Raw genomic sequence first — 16,067 nt, 5'->3', positions numbered from 1 at the left:
TGCGTTGTGGCTGGTCGCGCAGTTCCCCGGGCCCCAAAGAACCTACCCCGTGGAGGACTTGGCCGACCAAACCCACACCACCGTAAGAACCGTCCGCTCCTACCAGGACTGCGGATGAACGGTGATCCGGACATGTTCCCCGGGCCGGGCCCCCAAGGACTTTCCGTGGCCGTCGAGTTGCATGCGGTCGGTGTGCCGCTCTGCGCGATCGCGCGTCATCTAAGGGAGTTGAGGGGCAGGTCGAGCACGTCGTCGCCCGTTTCCTGGAGTTCACCACCGAGTACGACTTCGCCCCTCACCTGGACGATCCCGGTCACCGTACGGACGACGCACGCGGCGGAAGCCGCGGCACTGGTACGCAGACTGAGCCCTCTGGCCCAGCAGACCATGGATGCCGAACTTGCCCACGCCGTACGAGCATTGGTGACCCACCATCTGCGCACACACCGGGGTGGGGAGAAACCTGCGGAGGGGCCATCGGGCACCCGTTTCGCCGCTCCGCCCACCGAGGCGATCTACGCCGTGCAAAGGCCTGTTGGGAGTGATCATGTTTCCGGGTTCATCGCCCTTGCAGTCGAACGCGAGGTGAACGCAAGCACCTTGGACCCTTGGACCTCAGGTGCCTCACAGAACAAGGAAGTTCTCGAAACGCCCTAATCCGCAAGTCACTTGTCCACAGACTCGTCAATTTCCCTGTGGATAAAGCCACTTGCTTGTGGACCAAACCTACGAGCAAAAAGAACCTGCGTGATCCACGTCTCTCCCGCACCCTGGACACATGGATGAAAGACGCACCGTGAAGGTGTCGAAGTACCTCTCGAAACACCTGCGCCACCAGCCAGAGCGCATCGGGCTCACCCTGGATCAGGGCGGCTGGGTGGAGATCGACACACTGATCGCCGCGGCCGCCGCCCACGGCTTCCGGTTCACGCGCGAGGAACTGGACCACGTGGTGGCCGCCAACGACAAACAGCGCTTCAAGATCGAGGGCAGCCGGATCCGCGCCAGCCAGGGCCACAGCATCGAGGTCGATCTCGGGCTGCCACCGGCGACCCCGCCGCCGTACCTCTACCACGGGACCGTCGCTCGCAACCTGGACGCAATCCGGGCGGACGGCCTCAAGCCCATGAGCCGGCACGACGTCCACCTCTCCGCCGACAGCGAGACCGCCACGCGGGTCGGCGCCCGGCGCGGCCGCCCCGTGGTGCTCACCGTCGACGCCGGGGCCATGCACCGCGATGGCCACGTCTTCCATGTCAGCGCCAACGGGGTCTGGCTGACGAAGGCCGTACCCCCGCGCTACCTGCGGTTTTCTGGATCGCGCTGAATGTTCGGTCCCGTGCCTGCCCCGACCCCCGGCTGACACGCACACCGGTCTGCCGTCATGATCAGTGGTATGGACCACCCGCCGGACCGCCCCGAGCACCTGCCGACCACCGAGGCCGCCGTCACCGCGCTGCGCGCCCTCGCCGCCCACTACGCGCGCGAGATCGAGGTGACCCACGACATCGGCGCCGACCAGACCTCGCGCCGCAGCGCCGCGGGCATCGGCGTGACCACCGACCCCGACGGCTCCCTGCCGCACGAGGCGTACGTCGAGTTCGGCGGCGTACCCCGGGTGAGCGTGCGTCTCTACCCGGAGGACGACGCGCTGATCACCGTCGAGGGCATCGAGTGTCCCGACATCCCGCGCGACGACGTGCCCGCCTTCCTCCGCTCCGCCTTCGAGGGTCTCGCCCATGTCAAGGCGCGCCGCTTCCCGCCCGGCTACCGCCTCGTCGTCCCGTTGCCCGGCGACCGCACGCACAAGGAGTACGTCCCCCTGGCCCTGCTCAGCCCGTGGCTGAGCAGCCGCGTACGGTGACCGTTTGGTCCGTTGTCCCGGGGTCCGCTTACTCTCGGACGCATGAGTCTGCGTCTGAGCACCGTGATCCTGCCGTACCGCCGCTGGAGCGAGGGCGCCCGTTCGGCCTGGGTGCGGGCCGAGCAGCTCGGCTTCCACACGGCTTACACCTACGACCACCTGTCCTGGCGCAGCTTCCGTGACGGCCCGTGGTTCGGCGCGGTTCCCACGCTGACCGCCGCCGCTGCCGCCACCGAGCGGCTGCGCCTCGGCACCCTGGTGACCTCGCCGAACTTCCGGCACCCGGTGACCCTCGCCAAGGAGCTGATCTCCCTCGACGACATCTCCGGCGGCCGGATCACCCTCGGCATCGGCGCCGGCGGCACCGGCTTCGACGCGACGGCGCTGGGCCAGGAGCCGTGGAGCCCGCGCGAGCGCGCCGACCGGTTCGCCGAGTTCGTGCCGCTGCTGGACCAGCTCCTCACCGAGGACGCGGTGACGCACGAGGGCCGCTTCTACTCGGCGCACGAGGCCCGGAACATCCCGGGCTGCGTGCAGCGGCCCCGGCTGCCGTTCGCAGTGGCGGCCACCGGACCGCGCGGCCTCAGGCTCGCCGCGCGGCACGGCCAGGCGTGGGTGACCACCGGCGACCCGAAGCTGTACGAGAACGGTACTCCGCAGCAGTCCGTCGAGGCCCTGCGCGGGCAGATCGCCAAGCTGTCCGAGGCCTGCGCGGACGCCGGGCGGGACGTGACCGGCCTCGACAAGATCCTGCTCACGGGCTTCACCCCGGACCGCGCCCGGCCGCTTCAGTCCCTGGACGCCTTCGTGGACTTCGCCGGCCGGCACCGGGAACTGGGCTTCACCGAGATCGTGATCCACTGGCCCATCCCGGACTCCGACTTCGCCGCGGACGAGAAGGTCTTCGAGCAGATCGCCATGGAGGCCACCGCCCAGCTGGACTGATCGGTACTTCGGCGAGGGCTCGACGTCATCTGTGTCTCATCTGTGCGGAGTTCCGCACGGCCGTGCGGGCATATGCGCGAGAATGACCGGGTGACCTCTGCGACCAGACAGCCCGGGACCCCGTCCGCCGCCGTACGGCCGCGGCTGATCGCCACCGACCTCGACGGCACCCTGCTGCGCGACGACAAGTCGGTCTCCCCGCGGACCGTGGCCGCGCTGGCCGCCGCCGAGGAAGCGGGCATCGAGGTCTTCTTCGTCACCGGCCGCCCGGCCCGCTGGATGGACGTCGTCAGCGACCACGTACACGGCCACGGCCTGGCGATCTGCGGCAACGGCGCCGCCGTGGTCGACCTGCACGGCGGCCCCGGCGCCCACCGCTTCGTGAAGGTGCGCGAACTGGCGCGTGAGAACGCCCTGGCCGCCGTACGGCTGCTGCGCGCGGCGGCGCCCGGCACGGTGTTCGCGGTGGAGCAGACGTACGGCTTCCACCAGGAGCCGTACTATCCCAAGCTGCACATGGAGATCCCGGACAACCTCCTGCCCGCCGAGCGCCTCCTCGCCGCCGACGGCCCGGACGCCGACCAGCCCGTGCTCAAGATCCTTGCCTACCATCCGGATCTCGACCCGGACGCCTTCCTCACCCTCGCCCGGCTCGCGATCGGCGGCCGCGCCAACGTCACCCGCTCCAGCCCCAGCGCCCTGCTGGAACTGAGCGGTCCCGACGTCTCCAAGGCCAGCACGCTCGCCCTGTGCTGCGCCGAGCGGGGTATCTCGCACGAGGAGGTCGTAGCCTTCGGCGACATGCCCAACGACGTCGAGATGCTGACCTGGGCCGGCCAGTCCTACGCGATGGGCAACGCCCACCCGGACGTCATCGCCGCCGCGTCGGGCCGTACGGTCGCCAACAACGAGGACGGCGTCGCGGTCGTGATCGAGCAACTGCTAGCCGACAGCATCTGAGGCACCGCCCTCTCGGCAAGGCGAATCGGGGTTACCGTCACCGCGCTCCGACCAGCGACTCCGACTCCGCCTCCCGCCGGGCGAGCGCCCGCAGTGGCCCGTCCACCGCAAGGAGCTCCGCGTAGGTTCCCCGCTGCACCACCCGGCCCGCGTCGAGCACGATCACCTCGTCCACCGCCTCCAGTCCCGCCAGCCGGTGCGTGATCAGCAGCGTCGTACGGCCCTCAGTGGCGGCCAGCAGATCCGCGGTCAGGGCGTCGGCCGTCGGCAGGTCCAGATGCTCGGCGGGCTCGTCGAGGACCAGGACGGGGAAGTCGGCCAGCAGGGCGCGGGCCAAGGCCAACCGCTGCCGCTGACCGCCGGACAGCCGGGCCCCGTGCTCGCCGACCAGCGTGTCCAGGCCATCGGGCAGCCCGTCCACCCAGTCCAGCAGCCTGGCTCGGTCCAGCGCCCGGCGCAGATCGGCCTCGGTGGCGTGCTTCCTGGCCAGCAGCAGGTTCTCGCGCACCGAGCTGTCGAAGAGATGCGCGTCCTGCGCACACAGCCCGACAAGTCGCCGCACGTCGTCACCGTCCAGCGCGTACGCGTCCACACCGGCGAGCGTGTAAGAGCCCTCCTGCGGGTCGAGGAAGCGCAGCAGCACCTGGGCGAGGGTCGTCTTGCCGGCGCCGGACGCCCCGACCACCGCGATCCGCCGCCCCTCCTCCAAGGTGAGATCGAAGCCGGCCACCGCGTCTTGCCGCTGCCCCTCGTACCGCGCTGCCAGCCCCTTGACGACCACCGGGAACGGCGAGGCGGGCGCCTGCCGGGGCAGCTCGGGCTCGTGCACGGGCTCCGGAGCGTCCAGCACCTCATGGACTCGCTCCGCGCTCTGCCGCACCCGCTGCCGGTGGCGCACGGCGAGCGGCAGTCCCAGTACGGCCTCGAAGGCGGCCAGGGGAGTGAGGACGACCACGGCCATCGCCACACCGCCGAGCCGGCCCGCTGCCACCGCCTGGGCGCCGAACAAGGCGGCCGCCGTGACGGTCAGGCCGGAGATCAGCGCGGTGAGCCCGTCGCCGAGCGCGGTCACGGCGGCGGCGCGCGAGGCGATCCGGGTGAGGGTGCCGTCGGCTCGCCGGGCCGCGTCCGCACGGGCGGGCAGCGCGCCGGCCACGGTCAGCTCGGCGGTTCCGGTGAGCAGATCGGTGACCCGGGTGGCGAGGGCGCCCCGGGCCGGGGCCAGCCGTCGCTCGGTCCGCCGGGCCACGGTCGCGGTGACCAGCGGGACGCCGACGCCGGCCGCCACGAGACCCGCCGCGAGGGCGGCCCCGGCCTCGGGGAGCAGCCAGGCCGTGAAGCCGACGGAGGCGGCGGAGACGGTGACGGCGACCGAGGCGGGCAGCAGCCAGCGCAGCCAGTAGTCCTGCAGTTCGTCGACGTCCGCGACCAGCCGGGTGAGCAGATCACCGCGCCGGGCGCTCCGCAGCCCCGCCGGCGCCAGTCGCTCCAGCCGCCGGTACACGGCGACCCGGGTGTCGGCCAGCATCCGCAGCACGGCGTCGTGCGACACCAGCCGCTCGGCGTACCGGAACACGGCCCGCCCGATCCCGAAGGCCCGCGTGGCCGTCACGGCCACCATCAGATACAGCACCGGAGGCTGCTGCGACGCCCGCGAGATGAGCCACCCCGAGGTCGCCATCAGCCCGACGGCACTACCGAGCGCAAGGCTGCCGAGCACCAACGCCCACACCAGCCGCCCCCGCTGCGGCCCGGCAAGCGCACGAACCCGCGCCAGCACACGCCGGGACCGCACCGAAAGCCCCGCGACCGAGCCATGTTCCAACGACCCGCGCAGAGCCGCCGACAAGCCAATCTCCACCTGCCCCGGCCGAGCCCGCTCCGGCCCACCATCCAGCTGACCAGACGCGGAGCCCCGCGGGCCACCTTCCAGCCCACCGATCCCCGAGGCCTGCGAGCCTCCATCCAGCCGACGGGACCCGGAGCCCTGCTGGTCACCTTCCACCCCATCCAGCCGACCGGACCCGGAGCCCTGTGGGTCACCTGACAGCCCGACGAGGTGACCGGCCCGCAGGCCACCGTCCAGCCTCCCGAGGCGACCGGTCTGCGGGCCACCGTCCAGCCCCCCGAGCCCGGACACCAACGGACCACCTTCCAGCCCACCGAGTCGGGTGGCGGGTGGGCGAGGAAGGGGGTCCAGGGGGCGGATCCCCCTGGAAGGCCAGCTGCCGCTCCGGGCGCTCGACAACTCCGTACTCTCCAGCCGCACCACTCGATCCGCAACCTCCAGCAAGGCCGGCCGGTGCACCACCAACAGCACCGTTCGACCCACCGAAAGCTTCCGCACCGCCGCCACAACCTCCGCCTCCGTCGCCCCATCCAGCGAGGCCGTCGGCTCGTCCAACAACAGCACGGGCCGGTCGGCGAGAAACGCCCGCGCAAGAGCCAACCGCTGCCGCTGCCCCGCCGACAGCCCGGCCCCGTCCTCCCCGAGCACGGTCTCCGCCCTCTCGGGCAGCGCGTTCACGAACTCCAGCGCACCAGCGTGCCGCAGCGCCCGCCGTACGGCACGGTCGTCCGCATCGGGCCGCGCCAACCGCACATTCTCCGTAATGGTCCCGGCATACAGATGCGGCCGTTGCGACACCCACGCGATCCGCGACCGCCACTCCTCCAGATCAAGCTCCGCGAGATCGGCTCCCCCGACCCGCACCCGCCCCTCGCTGGGCGAGACGAACCCGAGCAGCACGTTGAGCAGCGTCGACTTGCCCACGCCGCTCGGCCCTACCAGCGCCACCGTCTCACCGGGTTCGACGCTGAACGACACATCCGCCACGGCGTCCACCGAACGACCGGGGTAGCGAACAGTGACCCCCTCGAAGGCCACAGCGCCGCCCGGAACCACACCCGTGCCGGACGCCGGAACCGGCGTCTGCAACACGTTGAAGATCTCCTCCGCCGCAGCCAGCCCCTCCGCCGCCGCGTGGTACTGCGCACCGACCTGCCGCAACGGAAGGTAGGCCTCGGGCGCCAGCACAAGGATCACCAGGCCGATGTACAGATCCATGTCACCGTGCACGAGCCGCATGCCGATCGTCACCGCGACCAGGGCGACCGACAGCGTGGCGAGCAACTCCAGCGCGAAGGAGGAGAGAAAGGCGATCCGCAGGGTCCGCAGGGTGGCCTGCCGGTACTCGCCGGTGATCCGGCGGATGGACTCGGCTTGCGCCTTCGCCCTGCCGAACACCTTCAGCGTGGGCAGCCCGGCGACCACGTCAAGGAAGTGCCCCGACAAGCGGGACAGCAGCCGCCACTGACGGTCCATCCGGGACTGGGTGGCCCAGCCGATCAACATCATGAAGAGTGGGATGAGCGGCAGGGTGCCGACGATAATCGCCGCCGATACCCAGTCCTCGGTGACGATCCGCGCCAGTACCGCCACCGGAACGACCACCGCGAGCCCCAACTGCGGCAGATAGCGCGAGAAGTAGTCATCGAGGGCGTCGACCCCGCGCGTGGCCAGCGTGACCAGCGAACCGGTGCGCTGCCCGGCCAGCCACCCGGGACCAAGCGCCGCCGCCCGGTCGAGGAGCCGCCCCCGCAGTTCGGACTTCACCGCCGCGCTCGCCCGATGGGCGGCGAGTTCGGTGAGCCACGCGACAATCGACCGACCCACGGCCACGGCGGCCAACAGCAGCAGGGGAGAGCGCAGTTCAGCGACGGACTGCCCGTGCTGGAACGCACCGACGACGACCTCGGCGATAAGCATCGCCTGGGCGATGACCAGCCCCGCGCCGACGGCTCCCAGGCCGACGACCGCCACGAGGAAAAAGCGCGTGGCGCGGGCGTAGCGCAGCAGACGTGGATCGATTGGTTTCACGTGAAACGTGCCCTTCGGCCCAGAGGGTGTGTTTCACGTGAAACCACCCTCGACGGACTCAGTGCGCGGCGCCGGCCGCAGCATCGGGAGCGATGTGCTGCGTTCCGATCCGCTTGCGGAAGACCCAGTAGGTCCAGCCCTGGTAGAGCACAACGAGAGGCGTGGCGATGGCCGCCAGCCACGTCATGATCTTCAGGGTGTAGGGGCTCGACGAGGCGTTGGTGACCGTCAGGCTCCAGTCACCGTTGAGCGTGGACGGCATGACGTTCGGGAAGAGCGACAGGAAGAGCATCGCCACGGCGGCCACGATGGTGACGCCGGACAGCCCGAACGCCCATCCCTCACGCCCGAACTGGTTGGCCACCAGAGCGGCAACCAGCGCGGCAACCGCCACAACGAGGGCCACCAGGCTCTTGCCGTCACCATTGTCGGCCTGCGTCCACAGCAGGAAGCCGACCGCCACGACGGCCGTGACGAGACCGACCCACAGTGCCAGCTTCCGTGCCCGCACCCGGATGTCCCCCACGGTCTTGAGCGCGGTGAAGACCGCTCCGTGGAAGGTGAACAGGGTGAGCGTGACCAGACCGCCGAGCAGGGCGTAGGGGTTGAGCAGGTCCCCGACGCTGCCGACGTACTCGAAATGCTGGTCGATCTTCACACCCCGCACGATGTTCCCGAAGGCCACGCCCCACAGGAACGCCGGGATCAGCGAGGTCCAGAAGATGGCCGTCTCCCAGTTGCGCTGCCAGTTCTCGTCGGGCCGCTTGGCCCGGTACTCGAAGGCGACGCCCCGGACGATCAGGCAGACCAGGATGATCAGCAGCGGCAGGTAGAAGCCGGAGAAGAGGGTGGCATACCACTCGGGGAACGCGGCGAAGGTCGCGCCGCCTGCCGTGAGCAGCCACACCTCGTTGCCGTCCCAGACGGGCCCGATGGTGTTGATCAGCACCCGGCGCTCCGGCCGGTTGCGGGCCAGCAGCTTGGTGAGGATCCCGACCCCGAAGTCGAAGCCCTCCAGGAAGAAGTAGCCGGTCCACAGGACGGCGATCAGGACGAACCAGACGTCGTGAAGTTGCATGACTGTCCCCCAGGCCTAGTACGAGAAGGCCATCGGCTTGTCGGCGTCACGGGTCTCGCCGCCGATCTTCGTGGGCGGGTTGAGGTCGGCCTCGGTCAGCTCGGGCGGGCCGGCCTTGATGTACTTCGCGAGCAGCTTGACCTCGATCACGGCGAGGATCGCGTACAGCGAGGTGAAGACGATCATCGAGGTCAGGACCTCGGCCTGGGAGACACCGGGGGAGACCGCGTGCCGGGTCTGCAGGACGCCGTAGACAACCCACGGCTGGCGGCCCATCTCGGTGAAGATCCAGCCCCAGGAGTTGGCGATCAGCGGGAAGGCCAGGGTCCAGGTCGCGATGCGCCAGTACCAGGGCGTGAGCTTGGGGCTGAGCGCCTTGTTCTTGAACAGCACCAGATGCGGTACCTCGTCCTCGCCGACCCGCAGATGCTGCGGCAGCATGAACTTCTGGCGGGTCAGCCACAGTCCGGCCAGGCCGATGGCGAGGGAGGCCATGCCGAAGCCGATCATCCAGCGGAAGCCCCAGAAGGCGACCGGGATGTTGGGCCGGTAGTCACCCGGGCCGAACTTCTGCTGCTCGGCCTTGTTGACGTCGTTAATGCCGGGGACGTACGAGGTGAAGGAGTCGTCGGCGAGGAAGGACAGCAGGCCCGGGATCTCGATCGCGACGGTGTTGTGGCCCTTCTCCACGTCACCGTAGGCGAAGATCGAGAAGGGTGCCGGCTTCTGGCCGTCCCACAGCGCCTCGGCGGCCGCCATCTTCATCGGCTGCTGCTTGAACATCACCTTGCCGAGGGTGTCGCCGCTGACCGCGGTGAGCAGACCGGCGATGACCACGGTGACCAGGCCGAGCCGCAGCGAGGTCTTCATCTCGCGGATGTGCTTCTTGCAGGCCAGGTGGTAGGTGGCGATGCCCACCATGAAGGCACCGCCGGTCAGAAAGGCCGCGGACAGGGTGTGGAAGGCCTGGCTGAGGGCGGTGTTCTGGGTGAGCACGGCCCAGAAGTCGGTCAGTTCGGCACGGCCCTTCGCCTTGTCGATCTTGTAGCCGACCGGATGCTGCATCCAGGAGTTGGCCGCGAGGATGAAGTACGCCGACAGGATCGTGCCGATCGAGACCATCCAGATGCAGGCCAGGTGGATCTTCTTGGGCAGCTTGTCCCAGCCGAAGATCCACAGGCCGATGAAGGTGGACTCGAAGAAGAACGCGATCAGTGCCTCGAAGGCGAGCGGGGCGCCGAAGATGTCACCGACGAAGCGGGAGTAGTCCGACCAGTTCATGCCGAACTGGAACTCCTGCACGATGCCTGTGACCACACCCATCGCGATGTTGATCAGGAAGAGCTTGCCCCAGAACTTCGTCGCTCTGAGGTACTTCTCCTTCTCCGTGCGCACCCAGGCCGTCTGCAGCCCGGCCGTAAGGGCGGCCAGGGAGATCGTCAGCGGGACGAACAGGAAGTGGTAGACGGTGGTGATGCCGAACTGCCAGCGCGCCAGTGTCTCCGGCGCCAGAGCCAGGTCCACGTCGTCACTCTCCTTACTACGCCGCGATACAGCGGCGATTCGCCCCGTCTGTCGCGCACATACGGGGCAAACGGGACGTGCTTGTGAACGCGTTCACATTCACAAGCCATTATGACGTACCGATTTTCGGGCCGGTAGGGCGGGGTGGCCCTCCCGCCGCAACGTCAAGATCTTGGCAGCGACTTCAACATCTTGTTGAATTGCGCGCCATGCAGATACGTATCTCCTGGCCCGCGGGAAACATCACCGCGACCCTCGAAGCAGACACCCCCACCGTGCAGGCCCTCGCCAAGGCACTGCCGCTCACCTCCAGCGCCTACACATGGGGCAAGGAGGTCTATTTCGACACAGGTGTCACTGTTTCACGTGAAACGGACGCCCTGCAGGTCGTGGAGCCGGGCACGGTGGCCTTCTGGACAGACGGCGACGCGCTCGCCCTCCCCTACGGCCCGACACCGATCTCGCGAGGCGACGAATGCCGCCTCGCGAGCCCGTGCAACGTTCTGGGAAGCCTGGACGGGGATGCCCGCGTTCTGGCGACCGTACGAGATGGCGACCCCATCCGTGTGGAACTGATCGACAAGTAGAGCCCGCGCCAGGGCTACAGCTCCTTGCGGAACGCCTCCGCCACCTTCAGGAAGATGTCGTTCGCCTCGTTCTCCCCGACCGTCACCCGCACACCCTCGCCCGGGAACGGCCGGATCACCACACCGTGCTGCTCACAGGCCTGAGCGAACGCGACCGTACGCTCCCCCAGCCGCAGCCAGACGAAGTTCGCCTGCGTCTCCGGCACCGTCCAGCCCTGGGCGCGCAGCGCGTCGACCACGCGCGCGCGCTCACACACCAGCGAGCCGACCCGTCCGAGCAGCTCGTCCTCGGCCCGCAGCGAGGCGATCGCCGCTTCCTGCGCGAGCTGGCTGACACCGAAGGGCACCGCCGTCTTGCGCAGCGCCGCCGCGACCGGCTCATGGGCGATCGCGAAACCGACGCGCAGCCCCGCGAGGCCGTAGGCCTTGGAGAACGTGCGCAGAACGCAGACGTTGGGCCGGTTCCGGTACAGCTCGACGCCGTCGGGCACCTCGGTGTCGCGGATGAACTCGCGGTAGGCCTCGTCCAGCACCACCAGGACATCGCCGGGCACCCGGTCGAGGAACCGCTCCAGCTCGGCCCGCCGCACCACCGTGCCGGTCGGGTTGTTGGGGTTGCAGACGAAGATCAGGCGCGTCCGGTCGGTGATCGCGTCCGCCATCGCGTCCAGGTCGTGCACATCGCCGGGCGTGAGCGGCACCTGCACCGACCGGGCGCCGCTGATCTGCGTGATGATCGGGTACGCCTCGAAGGACCGCCAGGCGTAGATCACCTCGTCACCGGGACCGCTGGTGGCCTGGAGGAGCTGCTGGGCGACGCCCACCGAGCCGGTGCCGGTGGCCAGGTGGGAGACCGGGACGCCGAAGCGCTCCGACAGCTCCTCCATCAGCCCGGTGCACGCCATGTCCGGATAGCGGTTGAAGTCGCAGGCGGCCGCCGTCACGCTCTCCATCACGCCGGGCAGCGGCGGATACGGGTTCTCGTTGGAGGACAGCTTGTAGGCAACCGGCCCGCCGGCCGCGGCGGGCTTGCCAGGCTTGTAGGTGGGGATACCCTCCAGCTCGGCGCGCAGCTTGGGGCTCGTCTCGCTCACCGCAGTCCTCCTCGCGACCACCGGCGGACGCCGCCGGCTTCCAATACTCCTCACCTTATGAGGATTCGGCCCCGGTGCGTACAGGTGGCGGTCCTGCAAAACGTGAACCAGATCCGCCCCGGCGCCATCCCAGCGCATCACCGTACGAAGGCGTACGTTTCAGGGGGCGCGCCGTACATATATCTATGCGCCGGTAGCTCGCGCCGTGGCGCGCATCACCCGTGCAGGTGAGTTGAGACCTCTTCGAGACATCGGGCACTTGGCAGGTCCATACGCGTCACTGCGTCACGTCCTGCCGCAGGATCGTTCAACTTCCTCTCTTTCAAAGGCAGTTGACGCTGTATGACCATGCAGAAACGTGCCTGTCAATGCGTGCATATGCGTCCGCACTACCCCACCGCATGAGCCCTACTATCGGCTCGCCATGACAGCAGCAGGGAAGCACCAGGTGAGCCGCGCGGAAACCTCACGTCGAGGCAGCCGGCCGGGCCGGGCGGGCATCAGAGACGTGGCCGCCGCCGCCGGAGTCTCCATCACGACCGTCTCCGACGCCCTCAACGGCAAGGGGAGACTCCCGGATGCCACCCGGCGCCATGTCCGCGAGGTCGCCGACCGGCTGGGATACCGTCCTTCCGCCGCCGCCCGCACCCTCCGTACCGGCAAGTCGGGTCTGATCGGCCTGACCGTGACGACGTACGGGGATGAACCTTTCACCTTCACGGAGTTCGCGTACTTCGCCGAGATGGCACGGGCCGCCACCTCGGCCGCGCTCGCCCGCGGCTACGCCCTCGTGATCCTGCCCGCGACCTCCCGCCACGACGTGTGGTCCAACGTCGCCCTGGACGGCACGGTCGTCATCGACCCCTCCGATCAGGACCCGGTGGTCAGCGAGCTCGTCCGGCAGGGACTGCCGGTCGTCTCCGACGGCCGGCCGGCCGGCTCGCTGCCGGTCACCGCCTGGGTCGACAACGACCACGAGGCCGCCGTCCTCGGCATCCTCGACCACCTCGCCGACGCCGGCGCCCGCCGCATCGGCCTGCTCACCGGCACGACGACGGACACGTACACCCACCTGTCCACCACCGCCTACCTGCACTGGTGCGAGCGGGTGGGCCAGGACCCGGTCTACGAGGCCTACCCGGCGCACGACCCGTGCGCGGGCGCCGTGGCCGCCGACCGGCTGCTCGCCCGCCCCGACCGGCCCGACGCGGTCTACGGCCTGTTCGACCCCAACGGCACCGACCTGCTGGCCGCCGCCCGGCGCTACGGGCTCCGTGTCCCCGACGACCTGCTGCTCGTGTGCTGCAGCGAGTCCATGGTGTACGCCAGCACCGAGCCGCCCATCACCACGCTCTCCCTGAAGCCCCGCCGTATCGGCACCGCCGTGGTCCAGCTCCTCATCGACGCCATCGAGGGCGTGGAGTCGGACCAGCCGGTCGAGCAGGTGATACCGACCGAGCTGATCGTGCGCACCTCCTCGCAGCGGCGCCCGCCGCGCACGACGGTCAGCCCCCCACGGTCGCCGGACGGCAGATAGCGCCGGAAAGCGGGGCGCTCACCCCGTGCATGCACCGGCCGAGAGAGGGGGCTCGGCGGGCCGGCGACCGGGGGCCGGGGGTTCGGCCGGTCGAGAGCCGGCCGAACACCTGCCCAAACGGGGCGAAAGCCGCGGTGAACTGGAGTCTTGTTCCGATTCACCACCCCTGGGTCATCACACGGCGCGACGCGCATTCCTATGATGGGCCCACGACACCGCGGACCGCTGCGACCAGGCAGTCCGAAGGGGTGCAGATGCGGCGCGATGGTGGAGGGGTCTGATGACTCAGGGGGCCGGTCAGGGACCCGAAGTGGAGCGGACGGCGACGCTGCGCGACTTCCGGGTACCTGCGTACGTCCACGAGACCGGACCGTACGTCCGCACCGCCCACCCGGGCGACACCCCGCCGCCCGCCGACCCGGCGTACCCCGACGACTACACACCCACCCAGCGCGACCTCCCGGTCATCAACCGCACCGAGACGGTCCAGGTCCCCGTCGAGACGGCATCCGCGGCCCCGGCCCCGCAGCCCGAGACCGGGCCGGGACCGCTGTTCGTCGTCGGAGACGTCCACGGGTACCTCGACGAACTGATGGCCGCACTGCAGGAGCAGGGACTGATCGACGCCTCCGGCCAGTGGTGCGCCGACACCACCCGGCTGTGGTTCCTCGGCGACTTCACCGACCGCGGGCCCGACGGCATCGGCGTCATCGACCTCGTGATGCGGCTGTCCGCCGAGGCCGCGGCGGCCGGCGGCTACTGCAAGGCCCTCATGGGCAACCACGAGCTGCTGCTGCTCGGCGCCAAGCGCTTCGGCGACACCCCCGTCAACTCCGGCGCGGGCACGGCCACCTTCCAGGCGGCCTGGCTGCTCAACGGCGGACAGAAGACCGACATGGACCGCCTCCAGGACCACCATCTGCAGTGGATGGCCCGGCTCGACGCCGTCGAGGAGGTCGACGGCTATCTGCTCGTGCACTCGGACACCACCGCCTACCTCGACTACGGCGACTCCATCGAGGCGGTCAACGACACCGTCCGCGAGACTCTCACCCGCAACGACGCGGACGAGTGCTGGGATCTGTTCCGCAAGTTCACCAAGCGCTTCTCCTTCCGCTACGAGGGCGGCGCCGACGCCGTGCGCTCGCTCCTCGATACGTACGGCGGCACCCGCATCGTTCACGGTCACAGCCCGATTCCCTATCTCCTCGGCGAGGTCGGCTCCGAGGACGGCGAGGAGGGCACCGGTCCCGTCGTGGAGGGACCGCACGTCTACGCCGACGGGCTCGCCATCGCGATGGACGGCGGGGTGACCATGGCCGGAAAGCTACTGGTCCGGCAACTTCCCCTGGCCACCTGACCGTTCCGCGAGCAGGCGCCCCCGGCGGAGTACCCGCAGGCCGGTGGGCAATTTCCGGCAACCCCCTGTCACCGTGTGCCGTCACGGCTCTACCATCGGCTTATCCGTAGCAGGCTCCCCTCCGTTTCTGCCCGACGGCTCGCCGGCGTGCGAGCCCCAAGCCCTACGGAGCATCGGGGGATGCACATGAACAGCGTTCCGCAGCACCTGCAGAGCGAGGACCGCCAGGAATTCGAGCGGCTCCTCGATGAGGCGCTGCGCTCCGCACCACAGCGACCGGAACTGGCCGCCGTCGGAGAGCGGCTCAATCCCGAACAACTGCGCACCATGGCGCTCAACGCCACCGCACTGATAACGGCCGCCGCCGCGGCCGAATACCAGCACTACGTGAAGATCCGCCAGGAACTGCGTCAACCGGCGATGACCCCCTCGGCCTCCGGTGACTCCGCTCCCGCGGACCAGAGTTCGGCCGTCCCCGGGCTCGTCGGCGGTTTCGGCGAGGCGACCGAGAGCACCGGCGCGGGTGCCGTCGCGGTCATCGCCGTACTGGCTCCCGTCCTCTCCGGAACCGCCGCGGCGATCTTCCTGCTCGTCGGATACATCCTGAAGACGCTGAGCCCCGGACAGACCTTCGCCCAAACCATGCTGACCGCGGGGTGGGTGTTCGGCGCGGTGACCGCGGCCACGATCCTCCTCGCCGCTGTCGGACTGCTCCTCACCGCCCTGCGCAACAGCAACTCGCCACAGGCCCAGGCGCTGGACGCGGCGCACCGGGAACTGGACAGCGCCAGAGAGGCCTGGCGGGACGCCCTGCTGGAGCGCGGCATCCTGCCGTTCCTCACGGAGGCACTCGCCGAGCCCCGACCAGCGGCCCCCCTGCACCGCACGACCCCACCCGCCCCGCGCGGCCGCATGCCCCGCCTGGGGTACGACCGCCCCGGTTTCAGCAGTCCCGACGACGGCACCCAGTCCGGCCGGCCGAGCTTCACCAGCCCGGACTACACGAGCCCGGACTTCGGTGGCCCGGAGCACCAGCCCGAGTAGCCCCACCGGCAGCCCGGACACGGCTCGCGCTCCCGACCGACGTGGGCCCGACCGGGCGGCCCACCGGTGTGCCGCCGTCCCGGTCGGCCGACCGGTCGGCGTCATGCCCGGCCGCATGGCGAAGCACCTCGAACGGCGCGGGTCACGGCCGGCCGAAGCCACCGAGGCACACGCACCATCGCGGCAAAGCGCAC

Annotated in this window: 12 protein-coding genes; 8 read left to right on the top strand and 4 right to left on the bottom strand. The window is 69.8% G+C overall.

The annotated features are described in order from the left end of the window. The first annotated feature begins 778 nt into the window (after positions 1-778). The 4 genes from AB0M27_RS11505 to AB0M27_RS11490 all read left to right on the top strand — a co-directional run bounded on the left by AB0M27_RS11505 (position 779) and on the right by AB0M27_RS11490 (position 3,769). Entirely contained in the window at positions 779-1,327 is a 549-nt protein-coding gene (locus tag AB0M27_RS11505) for an RNA 2'-phosphotransferase (RefSeq protein ID WP_365720394.1), read from the top strand. 69 nt (positions 1,328-1,396) lie between these two features. Beyond that, entirely contained in the window at positions 1,397-1,864 is a 468-nt protein-coding gene (locus AB0M27_RS11500) for a hypothetical protein (RefSeq protein ID WP_365720392.1), read from the top strand. A 42-nt stretch (positions 1,865-1,906) separates the two neighbouring features. Further along, positions 1,907-2,809, top strand: a complete 903-nt coding sequence (locus AB0M27_RS11495) for an LLM class flavin-dependent oxidoreductase (RefSeq protein ID WP_365720390.1) — start codon at positions 1,907-1,909, stop codon at positions 2,807-2,809. A 72-nt stretch (positions 2,810-2,881) separates the two neighbouring features. Beyond that, the gene (locus AB0M27_RS11490) at positions 2,882-3,769 is read left to right on the top strand and encodes an HAD-IIB family hydrolase (RefSeq protein ID WP_365720388.1); all 888 of its coding nucleotides are present in this window, start codon (positions 2,882-2,884) and stop codon (positions 3,767-3,769) included. 37 nt (positions 3,770-3,806) lie between these two features. On the opposite strand, the gene cydD is transcribed toward AB0M27_RS11490, so the two are convergent. From cydD to AB0M27_RS11475, 3 genes are read right to left on the bottom strand one after another with little or no spacing between them, the layout of a single operon-like run. Next, a complete protein-coding gene (cydD, locus tag AB0M27_RS11485; protein WP_365720386.1) occupies positions 3,807-7,649 on the bottom strand; it encodes a thiol reductant ABC exporter subunit CydD in 3,843 nt (1,280 codons plus the stop codon). Positions 7,650-7,707: 58 nt separating this feature from the next. Next, the gene (gene cydB, locus AB0M27_RS11480; protein WP_365720384.1) at positions 7,708-8,727 is read right to left on the bottom strand and encodes a cytochrome d ubiquinol oxidase subunit II; all 1,020 of its coding nucleotides are present in this window, start codon (positions 8,725-8,727) and stop codon (positions 7,708-7,710) included. A gap of 15 nt (positions 8,728-8,742) precedes the next feature. Then, positions 8,743-10,251, bottom strand: coding sequence for a cytochrome ubiquinol oxidase subunit I (locus tag AB0M27_RS11475; RefSeq protein WP_365720382.1), 1,509 nt, complete (start codon positions 10,249-10,251; stop codon positions 8,743-8,745). 209 nt (positions 10,252-10,460) lie between these two features. Between AB0M27_RS11475 and AB0M27_RS11470 the strand changes: the two genes are divergently transcribed. Next, positions 10,461-10,838: a cyclophilin-like fold protein gene (locus AB0M27_RS11470; protein WP_365720380.1), complete on the top strand. Its 378-nt coding sequence runs from the start codon at positions 10,461-10,463 to the stop codon at positions 10,836-10,838. 14 nt (positions 10,839-10,852) lie between these two features. Here the strand turns inward: AB0M27_RS11470 and hisC are convergent, their stop codons facing one another. After that, complete coding sequence (hisC, locus tag AB0M27_RS11465) at positions 10,853-11,932, bottom strand: histidinol-phosphate transaminase (protein WP_365720378.1); 1,080 nt, start codon at positions 11,930-11,932, stop codon at positions 10,853-10,855. Between the two features lie 424 nt (positions 11,933-12,356). Between hisC and AB0M27_RS11460 the strand changes: the two genes are divergently transcribed. From AB0M27_RS11460 to AB0M27_RS11450, 3 genes are all read left to right on the top strand, one after another. After that, positions 12,357-13,469 carry a LacI family DNA-binding transcriptional regulator gene (locus AB0M27_RS11460; RefSeq protein WP_365720376.1) on the top strand — a complete coding sequence of 371 codons (1,113 nt, stop codon included), beginning with the start codon at positions 12,357-12,359 and terminating at the stop codon, positions 13,467-13,469. A gap of 280 nt (positions 13,470-13,749) precedes the next feature. Next, positions 13,750-14,829, top strand: coding sequence for a metallophosphoesterase family protein (locus AB0M27_RS11455; RefSeq protein WP_365720374.1), 1,080 nt, complete (start codon positions 13,750-13,752; stop codon positions 14,827-14,829). A gap of 180 nt (positions 14,830-15,009) precedes the next feature. Next, positions 15,010-15,873, top strand: coding sequence for a hypothetical protein (locus tag AB0M27_RS11450; RefSeq protein WP_365720372.1), 864 nt, complete (start codon positions 15,010-15,012; stop codon positions 15,871-15,873). Positions 15,874-16,067: the final 194 nt, after the last annotated feature.

The organism is Streptomyces sp. NPDC052107 (assembly GCF_040680215.1).
Lineage (GTDB): Bacteria > Actinomycetota > Actinomycetes > Streptomycetales > Streptomycetaceae > Streptomyces.
The sequence above is the reverse complement of the archived record's forward strand: the minus strand, read 5'-3'. Positions and strand labels throughout refer to the sequence as shown.

Bases quoted from the DNA above. Each gene is read 5' to 3' on its own strand.
- AB0M27_RS11495 (WP_365720390.1), top strand. From the start codon at position 1,907: ATGAGTCTGCGTCTGAGCACCGTGATCCTGCCGTACCGCCGCTGGAGC.
- AB0M27_RS11490 (WP_365720388.1), top strand. From the start codon at position 2,882: ATGCGCGAGAATGACCGGGTGACCTCTGCGACCAGACAGCCCGGGACC.
- cydB (WP_365720384.1), bottom strand. From the start codon at position 8,727: ATGCAACTTCACGACGTCTGGTTCGTCCTGATCGCCGTCCTGTGGACC.
- AB0M27_RS11470 (WP_365720380.1), top strand. From the start codon at position 10,461: ATGCAGATACGTATCTCCTGGCCCGCGGGAAACATCACCGCGACCCTC.
- AB0M27_RS11450 (WP_365720372.1), top strand. From the start codon at position 15,010: ATGCACATGAACAGCGTTCCGCAGCACCTGCAGAGCGAGGACCGCCAG.
- AB0M27_RS11455 (WP_365720374.1), top strand. From the start codon at position 13,750: ATGACTCAGGGGGCCGGTCAGGGACCCGAAGTGGAGCGGACGGCGACG.
- AB0M27_RS11500 (WP_365720392.1), top strand. From the start codon at position 1,397: ATGGACCACCCGCCGGACCGCCCCGAGCACCTGCCGACCACCGAGGCC.
- AB0M27_RS11460 (WP_365720376.1), top strand. From the start codon at position 12,357: ATGACAGCAGCAGGGAAGCACCAGGTGAGCCGCGCGGAAACCTCACGT.
- AB0M27_RS11505 (WP_365720394.1), top strand. From the start codon at position 779: ATGGATGAAAGACGCACCGTGAAGGTGTCGAAGTACCTCTCGAAACAC.